The organism is Niabella digestorum (assembly GCF_036409055.1).
Classification (GTDB): domain Bacteria; phylum Bacteroidota; class Bacteroidia; order Chitinophagales; family Chitinophagaceae; genus Niabella; species Niabella composti.
Genome location: NZ_JAZGLY010000004.1, coordinates 301,204 through 315,689 on the forward strand (window position 1 = coordinate 301,204; position 14,486 = coordinate 315,689).

At 40.6% G+C, this 14,486-nt stretch carries 10 protein-coding genes; 4 read left to right on the forward strand and 6 right to left on the reverse strand.

Annotated features, from left to right (window positions below; genetic code table 11):
* Positions 1-56: 56 nt before the first annotated feature.
* Together V2H41_RS08770 and V2H41_RS08775 are read right to left on the reverse strand one after the other, a co-directional pair.
* Positions 57-2,672 (reverse strand): CHAT domain-containing protein, encoded by a 2,616-nt coding sequence (locus V2H41_RS08770; RefSeq protein WP_330974771.1) that lies wholly within the window; start codon positions 2,670-2,672, stop codon positions 57-59.
* Entirely contained in the window at positions 2,660-4,630 is a 1,971-nt protein-coding gene (locus V2H41_RS08775; RefSeq protein WP_330974772.1) for a PKD domain-containing protein, read from the reverse strand. The genes V2H41_RS08770 and V2H41_RS08775 overlap by 13 nt, the downstream gene beginning before the upstream one ends.
* Positions 4,631-4,757: 127 nt before the next feature.
* On the opposite strand from V2H41_RS08775, the gene V2H41_RS08780 reads away from it, so the two are divergent.
* On the forward strand, positions 4,758-5,309 hold the full coding sequence (locus V2H41_RS08780) for an RNA polymerase sigma factor (protein ID WP_330974773.1): 552 nt from the start codon (positions 4,758-4,760) through the stop codon (positions 5,307-5,309).
* Between the two features lie 6 nt (positions 5,310-5,315).
* Positions 5,316-6,032, forward strand: a complete 717-nt coding sequence (locus V2H41_RS08785; protein WP_330974774.1) for an anti-sigma factor family protein — start codon at positions 5,316-5,318, stop codon at positions 6,030-6,032.
* On the opposite strand, the gene V2H41_RS08790 is transcribed toward V2H41_RS08785, so the two are convergent.
* The 4 genes from V2H41_RS08790 to gcvT all read right to left on the reverse strand — a co-directional run bounded on the left by V2H41_RS08790 (position 6,025) and on the right by gcvT (position 12,258).
* On the reverse strand, positions 6,025-6,303 hold the full coding sequence (locus tag V2H41_RS08790) for a hypothetical protein (protein ID WP_330974775.1): 279 nt from the start codon (positions 6,301-6,303) through the stop codon (positions 6,025-6,027). The genes V2H41_RS08785 and V2H41_RS08790 overlap by 8 nt on opposite strands.
* A 75-nt stretch (positions 6,304-6,378) precedes the next feature.
* Complete coding sequence (locus tag V2H41_RS08795) at positions 6,379-10,116, reverse strand: SNF2-related protein (protein WP_330974776.1); 3,738 nt, start codon at positions 10,114-10,116, stop codon at positions 6,379-6,381.
* A 259-nt stretch (positions 10,117-10,375) separates the two neighbouring features.
* Entirely contained in the window at positions 10,376-11,101 is a 726-nt protein-coding gene (locus V2H41_RS08800; RefSeq protein WP_330974777.1) for a 2-phosphosulfolactate phosphatase, read from the reverse strand.
* Positions 11,102-11,169: 68 nt separating this feature from the next.
* Positions 11,170-12,258, reverse strand: a complete 1,089-nt coding sequence (gcvT, locus tag V2H41_RS08805; RefSeq protein WP_330974778.1) for a glycine cleavage system aminomethyltransferase GcvT — start codon at positions 12,256-12,258, stop codon at positions 11,170-11,172.
* 89 nt (positions 12,259-12,347) lie between these two features.
* Between gcvT and V2H41_RS08810 the strand changes: the two genes are divergently transcribed.
* Both V2H41_RS08810 and V2H41_RS08815 read left to right on the forward strand, forming a co-directional pair.
* Positions 12,348-13,646, forward strand: coding sequence for a serine hydrolase (locus V2H41_RS08810; protein ID WP_330974779.1), 1,299 nt, complete (start codon positions 12,348-12,350; stop codon positions 13,644-13,646).
* Between the two features lie 140 nt (positions 13,647-13,786).
* A complete protein-coding gene (locus V2H41_RS08815) occupies positions 13,787-14,458 on the forward strand; it encodes a sterol desaturase family protein (protein WP_330974780.1) in 672 nt (223 codons plus the stop codon).
* The last annotated feature ends 28 nt before the right edge of the window (positions 14,459-14,486 follow it).

The following is a 14,486-nucleotide window of genomic DNA, read 5'->3' on the forward strand; positions in this document are numbered from 1 at the left end:
CTAGTTTTATGTTTCAAAATGTTGTTCATGGGTATATCAACACTTTGAAACATTTGTTACCCCCTTTTCAAAAATTTTTTTTGGCGTATAAAAAATAGGCCAACTAGTAGCATTGCGACGGCGATGACAATGTATCCATAAGGTATTTTGGACTGAAGTATAATGGGCTGATTCACCCCTTGATAATAAAACGCAGCCCACAGCCAGGGGTTTTGAGCAGCCACATGAGTATGATTTTTCAAATACGCGATGCGTGCATTTTTTAGAGCCTGTGCCGGTGTTTTTACTTTTTCAAGTTCTTTATAAAAATGCTGAATTAGTGTCTTCGTTGCAGCATCATCTACTGCCCAGCGCGACGAAAGCACACCTCCTACACCCTTGCTAAGCAACGAACGTCCCAAACTCTGCATGCCTTCATGTTGTATCATTGTTCCTTTTCCTGTTTCACAAGCGGCTAGCACCATCAATGGACATCGGGCTGTGTTAAATTGTATCTGTCCCAGATACAGCTTTTCCTTTAAAACAATATAAGGCTGGTGGGTATTATCATCCGCCACAGCATGGGATGCCAAGTGTATAATGTCGTTACTGTTTAGCGCATCATAAAAAACCTTATTTGCTGTCTTTGCCGCAGCATATTTTTGGGTTTTAAAATGTTTTGCTAGAAAATCAACTTCATCTTTTGAAGAAGGCAATGCCGGAAACCCTAGATGTGGCTTTTCAAAAGCAAAAGCATTAATAACTGCGCATACTTCATCGGAATGTGCATTGAGCAACTGTAATAAAGAATATTGATAGCTCACTGCCTGCTGCAACCCTAAATAGGTAAATGTATTTTCTGATAAACAGAGGGCTTCCAACGGCAACAGATGCAGCGCTCCCGCAGGAGATACAATAAGTGACGTGTTATTAGTTATACCAATGCCAGGAAGGTATTTTTGAAGCAAAGCATGAGAAGCTTTTGCATATGCATACGGATTATTATTAAACGCAGTCGGCCCCTCATAAAAATAAGTATTTACAAAGTCGTAAATATCAGCGAAGCTGCTCGTGGTATCGACGGTATGACTAACGTCCTCTTTTGATACAGAAACAATATACAATGAACGATTACCAGAGTAATAGCTAATTACGGTGTTATCTCTACGAATCTCATTAAGCCAGTCTACGAATTTTTGATAAGATGGTGCAGATAATGACTGAGCAAATACGTTTCCCTTCAAACTAAGCTGATACTCTTTTTCGGCGATACGCTTTTTAATAAGCGTCTTTTGTTCTTCATCGGTTGTTTGTGCCAACAAAAAATAGTCCTCCCGAAGCGCTTCAAACAAATAGGTGGTGACACTACTGTCCGATTGCCACTGCCTCGTACGTTGTTGCTCATACATCAGCTTTCGTCCTTTTGACAACTCAGCAAGCCATAAGGCTTTTATTAAATAGGCTTCTTTTTTTGTGGCATCGTATAAAGAATGATTCCATGCTATGGCTTGCTCTGTATTGGTTTCATTGAAATAAATACTTCCTTCGCTGAACAACCAAGTGTCAATGAGCTGTTGCGTATAATAATCGTTCAGCACCGCCTGTTCATACCAATAAGATGTACTGTCTATATCGTGCAGTTGCTCATAGCATTTCGCCAATCCAAACATGGATGCAGTAACTGTATAATCAGGATATAAGCCTAAGGTGTCTAACTTAAAGTTATTTAAAGCTTGAGAAAACCAGTCTTTGCTTTCGACAAAACGATGCAACGAAAGTAAACAAATGCCTATCTCGTTGGCCACCTTAGCTCTTTCTCGTGTAGCCAGCAAATCGTTCTGCGACCAAGCTTTAAGCAAATAGCCTAAAGCTTCTGACTGCTTGTCTTCAACAGTAAGAATATGTGCACGATCAATTAAAGAAGTAACAATCCAGTTATTATTGATATTGGATGAATTAAAACGAAGTGCTTTTTCGTTCCATAAACGGGCACTATCTTTTTGCTGCATTTCCAGATAGGCTTGGGCTTTCAAGTTGTATAGCAATACAGCGGTCCCATCGTTTTGCTGTAAAGCACTAATTCCCTTGTTGCAGATTTCCTGTACCACTTCATACTCCTGCATATTCAAGTGTGTAGTGGCCATATTGGCATACAAAGCCGGTAGCATTTCATATTTACCGTTTTCGATGGCTAAAGCTATAGCCGTCTGTTGTATGAGGATGGCTTTGCTGAAATCTCCAATGCGCGTATAATTATTTCCCAAAGGCTTGCAAACATATTCCTCTACCTCCATTTCTTGCACCAAAGTACCGTTGGTTTTTTCTTGCCGATAAAAAGCATATGCTTGCTCGTACCACCGAGTAGAAGCTTGTATCTGCCCGCTTTGCAGCAAATGATACGCGATATTGGTGAGTAAATGATAGTAGGCTAATTTTTCCTCATCGGTGATAGGACTTCGCCAAATTTTGGCAACAATAGAATCTGCTTTATTGGCCAAAACAGGAGCTTCATCTATTTGGTCAAAAGCCAGATTCAAATAGTCCGTTAGTGCGTCTTGTGTCTTAAGTTCGTTGTAATCTTTGAAAATCAGGTCTTGAAAAGTAGTGGCGTAAATAAAGAACAGCATTATCACAGTGCCCGCCAAAAGCAAAGGCTTCTTACACTGTCGTATTGCTTGTTTTACAATCGCCATCCTGCATAAAAGTACCCAAAGCTACTGTTTTTACCGTTGTAATAATATCTAAAACCTATATGGGGGCCCAGTTTTACTTTTCCTAATTGCAGGTCAAAGAACGGACGGGCGCGCCAGTTACTGAAAGCTTTAATTTTTTCTTTATTGAAAAGGGTATATGGATTTCGTGGAGCATTAGGATCGTTTACTACTAATAGATGATACGTTTTACTTCCTTCTATCTCTCCGGCAATATCCGCCGTCACAACAGCCCCGGCTCCGATAGAAATATAATCGTTGATGTTGTATCGCAACTGCAGTGGTATTAGTTTAATCTGACTGATTTTGGTAGTTTGTAACGAATCTATCCTATCGTACCCCAATCTTTTCATAAGCGAATCAATAAAAATAGAGCCCTCTTCTTGAACAGAGATTCTGGTGGTAGTAGTACGTACCGCAGCTTTATAATACAACTCTGTCTGAAAATAGGGGAGATACGGTGCCAGTGGGGCTATCCCGATTCCTGTTACGATACCATCGCTTACCTTGGCGTCGTTGCCAAAAGCCTTTTCATATCCCGCCATAAAAATGGGCGAGGGGCTTTTCTTGAAACGACCTGTGGCATAATTAGTAATTACCGGCTCGTTTTTATCAAAATAAATTGCCGTACGCGACTTAAAGGGTTTGTTTTCTAATTTCTTTCGGGTAACTACACTAAACTCCAGAAATCCTTTAGTACTGTCCTTATCTTCTACACCTTTCTGGTTGGTTCCAGGCAAGTAAATGCCATGGAAAGTAAAGATGGCCCCGTTTTCCTTTTTCTGAAGCTCCCAGCAACCGCGTTTTACGGCAGCCAGACTATCACAGGGAGGACAGAAAGGTGACATATCGGTAATCTGTATAGTTTCAGGATTGAGGACTGGAGCTAAGTCTATATCCAGTGCAATTTTTCGGGCAGGCCCTTTTCCATTGTTTTGAAAACGAACCTTATAATGTAGGGGTTTATATTTTTTCAAAAAGCGATAACTGATGCGCCCTCCCTTAATGTTCATCTTATTGGGATCGTGCGAGTTTACTACAGGGATGTTCAACTTATGCATTACCGGTTGTCCTTTTTCAGGAACATACACACCGGTTATGGTAAGCGTAGCATTGGTATCCTTCAACATATCGGGGGTTACATACAGTTGTAGAAATGAAAATGCCGTTTGCCCCGCATCGATATTCCTAACATCGGCAGTAAAGACGCTTTTATATAAAGAAAAAGTACTGGACAAAAGCGAAGAAGCTTCCTCTGCTTCTACTGTTTTACTGAAATTAGAGGCTGGACTCCCGCTCTCTGTAACCAGTAAAGCCGATTGCAACGCAAAGGGGAAATCAGTGTCTTTGTTATACGCCATTAATGGAGATGTATAATCATAACTTCTGAACTCTGATGTATCAAAACAGGTTTGTTCAAACTGTTTTTCATTTAGCAATAAATAAAACCGACCCTTAACAGGCTCCGGCCCCGTATTACGCCACCCTGCTATTAGCACCATAGTATCGTCGGGCTTGGCCATACAATTATACTTCAGCTCAAAAATACCATTGGCCTTAAAAAAATCCCTTTCTGCAGCAGAAGCAATGAAAGAACCCGGCGGGGCTGGTTTTTTGACTTCAACCCTTTGCTTTTTTCGCTGGGGTTTTTTTCCGTCGTCATAATTATTCACTGCGTACAGATATACATCATACACCCCTTCTTTGGCATAAATATGTTCTGGACTTTCGGCAGTACTGAAGTGTCCATCACCAAAGTCCCATAGATAAGTATAAAAAGGTTCTGGAGCTCCCGGTATTTGAGTGAGTGGAGGCAATGCTATGGAAAAGGACACTTTATTGGTGCTATCCATGTTAGCAATAATGGTACTATCGGCCTGCTGTGCTATAGCACTTCTGCATAATGCTATATACAGTAAAGTCGCAATAATATATCTCACTGGAACAGTATTTTCTGGTATATCAAAAAAATTGACAAAATGTTACCTGATATAGCGTGTATAAATTTAGATTAAAAACGCAGCGCTAAAAAATATTTATTACATTGCTAGCTACAAAATCAAGCTTTTGCATACCGACCATAAATACATAGAGGCTCTTAAAAAGCACGATGCTCGGCTTATCGAAGAAATTTATAGCAAAACAGCTCCGGGTATTAGAGCGTATTTGATTTCAAAAGGAGCTAAGGAAGAAGAAGCGGGAGACGTTTTTCAAGAAGCGCTGATTGATTTGTATAAGCTAGCTCAAGATGACAACTTCGTATTGACCTGCCCTTTGGAGGCCTTTCTTCTACTGATATGTAAGCGCAAATGGATCAATATTGTTGAAAAAAATGCCCGACGCGGGGTAACAAAAAGCATCGATGACGGATATACGCATATAGCCGCGAGCGATGACAGCGCAACCACTCTGTATGCCGACACATTCGAGAAAGAACAGCGTGTACTAGAGATGCTAGAAAAAATAAGTGAACGTTGTCGAGAAATCATTGTGGCCAGCTATTCTCAAATACCCCAACAACAACTCGCGGAACAAATGGGCGTAAGCTATGCATATCTCCGTAAAAAGAAATCGCTGTGCATGGCCGAACTGATTAACCTTGTTAGAAACCACAAATAATGCAGCATGAACAATTTTGAAAAAATAGAAGCATATCTGGAGGGCTGGATGACGCAGGAAGAGCGTGCTGCGTTTGAAGCCGAGCTGCAAACCAATGAGGCTTTGAGAAAAGATTATGAAGATTGGCTTTACACCGAACGTGTGCTCCAAAAACAACTTTCTGCAGATGAAAAAACACAGGAATTAAAAAATATACTTACTCCGCTTACCCGCAAATATTTTAAAGTTGAAAGAAAACCGCAAGGTAAAGTGGTGTCCTTTAAGAAATATATTATTGCAGCGGCAACAGCGGCGGCTATCCTTATTATTTTCTTGTCCATTCCAGGAGGAATCGACAATTATCAGGTTCCCATAATGCCCCAAGCCGTGGTGAGAGGAGCCGAAGATTTATCGAACGAGGGCGCACAACTGTTCAATAAAGGCGAATATGAAAAAGCATTGCCTTTGTTAAAACAACAAGCCGAGCACAATCCGGAGGATGCAACTATCCAATATTTTTATGCAATTGCTCTCATAAAAACCGCTCAATACGAAATCGCACTACCCGTTCTGGAACGACTGAGCGAGGGAGTTTCGGCATATAAGGAAGATGCTGCATTTTTTACTGCGCTGGCAGCATATAAACTGCAGCGTAATGATACTGCCTTAAAATATGCTCAACAGGTGAGCGAACACTCCCCTTATTACAAAAAAGCTCAGAAAATTATCAGGAAGCTTAATTAGTTTGTGTTTTCCAGAATCTGCCGAAAAGACCAATGTATTTTTCTTTAGTAGCAGCCGCTATTTTTTTTCCATCAATAGATGTAGGATTGAAATAAGTTACATCGCCCTCGGAATAAATCAGATGGCTTTTGTACTCAATCAGCGGAGGAGATCCCGTTTTACCCAGTGTGGGCTGAATAAAACTATAAAAATCGGCCTCTTTAGGATTGGTAAAAAAGGCAATTAATATGGCAGCTATAATCAATAACGATATCAGTCTTCTGAATTTCATATGATCTCAAATAAAAGGACTTTTATTATACCATAACGCACAAGTAGACATTATAGTATATATGCTTCAGACGAATTAACTAAACAAATACTCTACATCTTCTTTGGTAAGCGATTTCACAAATCCGGTTTCGTCAGAGATGAGATCTTTGGCCAACGCCTTTTTCTTTTCCTGAAGTTGTAGAATTTTATCTTCTATCGTGTCTTTACAAATCATCCTATACGCGAAAATATTCTTGGTTTGACCAATACGATGCGTACGGTCTATTGCCTGTTGTTCTACTGCCGGATTCCACCAGGGATCCACAATATACACATAGTCCGCTGCAGTAAGGTTCAAACCTACCCCTCCGGCTTTCAGTGAAATAAGGAATACGCGTACTTCATCATTAGTCTGGAAGTTTTGAATCGCTCTTTCGCGTTCGGGAGCAGATGTACTTCCGTCGAAATACTCGTACTTCACACCCAACTCATCGAGTTTTTTACGGATCAGGCCCAGCATTCCCAGGAATTGAGAGAAGACGAGTGCTTTATGATCGCTCATGTCTTCGGTAATCTCGCGGGCAAGCTCTTCAATTTTGATGGAGTGATTTTCAAAAACTTCATCTTCGTTTAAGATCGCCGGTGAGTCGCAAATCTGACGCAGCTTTAACAACCCCTGTAGAATGGTTAGTTGCGATTTAGCAATACCTTGAGTATCTATCGACCCTAAAATCTTATTTCGATAATCATTTCTATAGGCATCATAAATGCGACGTTGCTCATCACCCATTTCACACCATAAAATCATTTCCTGCTTTTCGGGTAAGTCTTTAGCTACCTGCTCTTTTGTACGTCTTAAAATGAAAGGATACAAAAGCTTTCGCAGGTGTTCCTTTCTATCGGCTTCACCCAGCTTGTCGATAGGAATAGCAAACTCCTGACGGAAGAACTCGATGCTACCCAGCATACCGGGGTTGAGAAAATTCATCTGCGCGTAAATATCGAAGGTATTGTTCTGCAACGGCGTACCGCTCATGCACAAACGATGCTTTGCGTTCAGCAACGATGCAGCACGTGTAACCTTGCTAGCCGGATTTTTGATTGCCTGACTTTCATCGAGCAACAGATAATCAAACTGAAGGTTTAAGAAAAACTTAATATCGCTGCGCAATGTGCCGTACGTGGTAATGGTGATATCGTATTGTAAAATATCCGCCGTATTGCGGGTGCGGGCAGCACCGTGATGAATATAATAAGTAAGTTCCGGCGTAAATTTTTTAATTTCATTTTCCCAGTTGTAGATAAGCGTAGTGGGACATACCACCATGGCTTTCATGTTGGGATGCTGATTTTTATAATACTGCAAGAATGATAAAGCCTGTACCGTTTTCCCCAGACCCATATCGTCTGCTAAAATACCACCCCAGTTTACCTTATTAAGATAATTCAGCCACTGGAAACCGGCTAGCTGATAGGGTCGTAATACAGCCCGTAACTGTTCTGGAGGTTCTACTTCCGGTATTTTATCAAAATCTCTCAGGCGGTTGTATTTCTCTTCTAGTTCAAACTGCAACTCTTCTTCATTGCGCAGTTCATACAGCTCGTCAATAACACTTCTGTGATATTGAGAAAGCTTCAGCTTATTATTGTTCCCTTCTCCTACTCTGAATAGTAAAGCATATTTCTTAATCCAGTCTTCGGGCAAGATACCTAATGTACCATCACCCAGCTGCACATATTGTTGCTTAGCTGCCAGAGCCCTCTTTACTTCAGCAATGGAAACACGTTGGTCGCCAAACATTATATCCACTTTGGCATCGAACCAATCGGTATTGCTGCTGATAAATATTTTGGTTTGCGGTTTGGCTGTATTAAACCTGAAGTTGCGAAGCGCCTCATGACCAAATACAGGAACCTGCATTTCTTTCATCGCGTCCACAAACAGAAAAAACCAGTTTTCTTTTAAAATCTCCTTGCCTTTCAAAGCAAGTGTACCATCTTCCTCATTTACGATAAAGTTGGAATGCAGGTTTTGGAGTTTTTGAACAAAAGCATTTTCCTTATCACGATTACGATGAATCGCCAAGATTTTTTCCTGATCAGGAATCAGCATAACTTGTCTTCCTGCGGTACTGGTCTCATGTCCATTGTAAGAAAACACAGGCGTGAAAACAAGATATTCTCCTTTTTCGGCAAGGAAAAGTTTTATTTCCGGATCTACACCTTTTATTACCTGTAAAAGTGATGTATCAAAATCGGTCTTATATTCTTTTGCCAGGGGCAGCACAAACTCATGCAATTGCTGAGGCCATTCTGCTTTTGAAATGCGGATCTTACCATCTGGTAAAAAGCGTTGTACCAGCTCCACAGCGTCTGCATCGGGCATGGCAAAGATCTCGTGATTATACAAATAGATAAGTGGTGATGGCGCCTCGTTTTCTTCAAGCCCGTGTACAATGCCTTTGGTGCGAATCAACGATTCGCAAGTATAGGTATCGCCCTCTTTGTCGATGAAAAACTCCAGAGAAACGGGCGTGTCGATAGCGTCTACGCTTTGCAGATTTTGTGTTATAAATTTTTTCCCTTGTGGTAATACGTACACCAGGGGATTTTCCCCAGGCTCGCACAAAAGTTTTTTAATGCGTGGTAACAGGTATTCGTTTATTAGCTTTTTATCCTCTTTTCCTTCTTGCTCGTCTAAAAGATTTTCAAACGGTGTGTTTCGTGTGATATATTTTTTTACTTCCGTATCCTGAAGTTTTCTTACTGTATTCAGAAGCGAAATATCTTTTTCATTAAACGTGGTCGTGTCGATGTACTTAGAGATATCCAGTACTTCGACTTTTCCGACAAACTGATTCTGATTTTCATCGGCCTCTCCCGAAACAACTTCCACCGAGAAATAAGGATATTCTTTTTTATTAAAATTAAAGACAATCCCCAGACGGCGGGTAATGGTAGAAGTTTCCGTGGTTACTTCCGATTCAGCTACAGCTTCTTGCTTAGGCTGCACCGGCTTGGGTTTGGAACCATCGGCAGAAGGAGTGATTCTTTTAATACTCGGATCGAGTACACGTAAAAAGGGCTTTCCGTCTTTAAAAACAAATTCAAACTTCCCCTTTAGGTCATCGGCAAGCGAATATCCGTAAGCTTCCAACAACTTGTTTTTTTCTACATCACGGTTACGAATGGTATCGAAATAATTGGGACCGTGTTGTTTAATCAGCTGCATGAACACAATTACCTTGGGCAGGCATAGCGGATATTCTGTGTCTTCATAATCACAGCTGGTATCGAAGTTGCGTTCTTCATTTTTGCGGATGACCACAGTATATTCTTGCTCGCCCAGTGTTACAATAGCCTTTACTGTTTCATCCTTAGCCGAAACAATTTTGGCTTTATGCTTTTGCAGATATCTTTCGGCTTCATTAAAAGTTTCATTACTGCACAGTAGTCGCAAAGAACGTAAATCTAGGTTGCGAAGTTTTACAACAGTATGACGTTGGTCATAATATACATCTTCGCCCAACTGGCCTTTGTCTAATAGTTCTTGCAACTGAAACAATGCGGCTACTTCATGTTTGCAGATATCACCTAGGTTATATGGGCACGTACAACGAAGCGAAATCAGCTTAGGGTCGCTGTACTTCTGTATGTACACTTTATAAAAGCTGCTGTAGGTATCATCTTTAACACGAAAAGAGAGATTGCCGGTTAGCTTATCAAACTCTACCAGTTCTGCAAAACCCAAGGCATGCGTTTTTTTTCCGCGTCTGATTACTTCATCAGTGCCGTTGGTATAAACGTATTTTAAAATATGCGGTAATGCCATAATCCTTGCCCTGCCTTGTGTACCCGCTCTTTGCCAAGAACGATCTATCCTTTTTCGGGCACGTATCTTTTTAGTTATGAGAAAACAAAACAGACCTTCTTAGAAAGGTCAATCGGCAAAAATAAAAGAAAGATTTCCGCTCTTCCTAATGTTTTAAGGAATATTTTATTTTAGGAAAACTGATGCAGAGAATGTAGTACCTTTACAGATTTTTCCCTTTTGGAATGTATCCTATTGAGCTATTTGCGAAAATCCGGTGTTATCCTTTTATCAACTTTTCATCCTGATATAACGGCAACACATTGGCGATATCTTCTGTAAGACAAAACTCAATATCATCAATATATCCAAACCGGTTTACAAGGCGATGATAGTGCGTAAAGTTTTTTGAAAATTCCAACAAATGACCTTTGTGCTGTGCATACAGTCCTTCTGCCATAAACGAGCTGTCGCAATGAATGGTGAAGTGTTCTTTAACACGATGTATTACAGCCCCAGCAAAAAGCGTATCCTCCATATTGAAGCGATCTTTCCAACCGGCACAGGCCAACACTACATTTTTCTTTTTATGAATTAAATAGTTACAAACTACAGACAGGTTGGGGAAGGAACCTGTAACGATATCATCTGCACCATTAGCTAGAGCCATATGCAGCAATTTGGTTCCGTTGGTAGTAGTGAGCACTAGTATTTTTCCACCAATAAAATCGGGAGTGTATTCAAGCGGAGAGTTGCCGTGGCTTAACCCCTCGGCTAACTTTCCATCACGCTCACCCGCAGCAATGCCGTTTACTTTCTTACCTATTTCAATTGCCGCAGGCACTGCATCTACAGGTATCACATACTGAGCGCCGTTATATAAAGCCGATGCTATGGTAGATGTTGCACGAAATACATCGATGATTACTACAACAGCATCCGTCAAATCGTATAAATGCAATAACGCCGGAGACAAAGAAGTAAAAAGGGTAGGTTTTTCACTCATACAGAATTACCAGATTTTAATATCTAAAAGCACAAACAACGTTTGTCTATTCAATATTCAGTCGTTTCTTAGACAAACGGCATCTTTACTACGTCGGCGGCGAGCTGCTTGTCACGAACCTTTATAAAAATACGAGTACCTATTTCGGCAAAAGCAGTTTGTACATAGCCTAATCCAATGGCTTTGCCTAAAGTAGGAGATTGCGTTCCGGATGTTACTACACCAATGGTGCTACCTGTATCATCCACAATTTCATAGCCATGGCGAGGAATACCTTTGTCAACCAGCGCAAAACCAATGAGTTTGCGTTGTACACCTTCGGCTTTTTGTTTTTGCAGTATTTCTTTAGCGGTAAAGTCTTTAGTAAATTTCGTAATCCATCCTAAGCCAGCTTCCAGTGGTGTGGTGGTATCATCCAGGTCATTGCCATACAGACAATATCCCATTTCCAAGCGAAGAGTATCGCGCGCGGCCAATCCTATTGGCTTCAGCCCTTTCGGCGTGCCCACTTCAAAAATAGCGTTCCAGATTTTTTCGGCTGCATCATCTTTATCTTCAAAGTAAATTTCCACACCGCCGGCTCCGGTATATCCCGTGGCACTTATTAATACATTGTCTACACCAGCAAATTTGCCTTTCGTGAATGTATAATATTTAAGATTGATAATATCCAAGTCCGTCAAAGGTTGCAGTATAGCAGTAGCCATAGGCCCTTGCACCGCCAGCAGTGCTGTTTTATCAGAGATATTGTGTATTTCTGCAGGAGCTTCTGTATTGTGCTGGACAATCCAGTTCCAATCCTTTTCAATATTCGCGGCATTCACCACTAACATATATACTTTATTCTCTTCGATGCAGTATACCAGCAAATCATCAATAATACCGCCCTTTTCGTTGGTCAGGGCACTGTATTGTGCCTGTCCGCTTTTTAGCTTTGATGCATCATTAGTTGTCAAACGCTGAATAAGCGGTAAGGCATTCTCGCCCTTTAGAATAAATTCGCCCATGTGGCTTACATCAAAAACCCCCGCGTTTTTTCGTACGGTATGGTGTTCTTCATTAATACTGCTGTAGCTGATGGGCATGTTGTACCCAGCAAAAGGAGCCATTTTTGCTCCCAACGCCATATGCTTTTGTGTAAACGGAGTTGACTTCATCGGTTCTTTTTTAAGAAAGATTTTTTCGCGCGCTAAAGGTAATTGCTATTTCTGATTTGCATTTCAGTTTTCTGACTTATCTTTTACCTATGAAAAAAAATGCCGACAGCCCTGTACAAATGTTGTATCCAATGGAAATGCACCCCTATCTACTACTCCTTTTCTATTTTGTATTTTTAATGACAATGAACACTAACGCTCAGGTTAAAAACGACAAGTGGTTGGAAGACCTTTTGAGGAATCAGGCTTCACCGCTTTTACAAAGCGTGCTGGACCGGCCCGAGGAGTATCGGTATCAGGTTATTTATACCCGTATTGACCGCGATGCTAACAATCAGCCGCATTTTACCAACTATTACTTAAATGTCGATAATGAGAGGTATTTCTACCCCGCCTCTATGGTAAAGCTACCCACGGCACTGGTTGCGTTGGAAAAAATTAATTCGTTGAAACAGAAAGGCATAGATAAATATACCGCGATGCTTACGGATAGTAGTTATAGCGGCCAAACTGCCGTAATCGAAGACAGCACCTCTCCTACAGGATTGCCATTTATCGACCACTATATTAAAAAGATTTTTGTTGTAAGCGACAATGATGCCTATAACCGCCTCTATGAGTTTTGCGGACAACAATATCTTAACGAAACGCTTTGGGCTAAAGGATATAAAGACATGCGTATTACGCGCCGTTTTGTGAAAATGACTTTTGAAGAAAACAAACACACCAATCAAATTCGCTTTGTAAAAGACGGACACACTATTTATACACAGCCTCCAGCCACAAGTAAGGCCCAGTTTGATTTCAGTAAGAAAATACTAATGGGACATGCTCACTGGGACGCCGATGATAACATCATCAACGAACCCTATGATTTTACCATGCACAACAAAGCTACTCTGGAAGATTTGCTGCTGATGATGCGTTCAATACTATTTCCACAGTCGGTAGCACCGCAGCGCAGATTTGCTTTAACGGAAGATGACTATCAGAAATTATATCAGTATATGTCTGAAAAGCCTTCGGAGAGCCGTTATCCCCAATACGATACCTCTGCATTTTTCGATAGCTATACCAAGTTTTTCTTCTTTAGAGACGGAGAACGCAAAATTCCGGATTACATCCGCAGCTTTAATAAAACCGGCTGGAGCCATGGTTTTCTTACAGATGTATGCTATATCGTAGATTTCAAAAATAATGTGGAGTTTATGCTCAGTGGAAATATTTATGTAAACAGCGACGGTGTATTAAACGACAATAAATACGAATACAAAGAAATAGGATACCCGTTTTTTCGAGAGGTAGGTGAAAAAATTTATCAATATGAGCTTCAGCGAAAACGGTCTCATCGTCCCAATCTGGAACAATGGAAGCTGAAATACGATTAAACTAAGTACGCGAATGTCATCATTGATAAAAATCAACATTTCGGACAAATTTTTGTCATATATAAGCAAACAAATTTTGAAGATCTTAGCGTTTTCTTAAACCTAAACAGAGTAGACAAGTTTTACTATATTTTTGTGCTATGAAATTTGATAAGATTCATAACAAAGGGCAGGCCCGACTTTTTAAGAATGACTATCTGGAAATGCTTACCAAAACCCACCCGCTGGTGATTTGGGGCATGTATATTCCGGTGATTACATATATGCTATACTACAGTGCTACGCATTTACACTTTTCAACCGGATTCGTATTTTTAATCTTCTTCTGTGGCATGTTTTTCTGGTCTTTTTTTGAATACCTAGCCCACAGATTTATTTTCCACTGGGTGAGTGATAATCCTACTATTCAGAAAATCTCTTATGTGCTGCACGGTAATCACCATCATTATCCGCGCGATAGGCAGCGTTTATTTATGCCTCCGGTTCCCAGCATCATCATTGCATCGGTTTTGTTCAGCATATTTTACCTGATCATGCGCCAGCATGCTTTCATGTTCTTCCCCGGGTTTATCCTCGGTTATCTGATGTACGGAACCATGCACTATGCCATTCATGCCTGGAACCCGCCGTTTAAATGGATGAAAGGTTTGTGGCGTAACCACCACTTGCATCACTACAAAGACGAAAGCAAGGGCTTTGGGGTGAGCAGTACATTATGGGACCATGTGTTTGGAACCATGTTTGATTTGAAAAAAGAAAAAGAAGATAAGGAAAAGGTAAAAGAGTTGATGTTTGAGAAAAAAAGAAAATAAACAACATTACACATTTTTCTTTTCATAT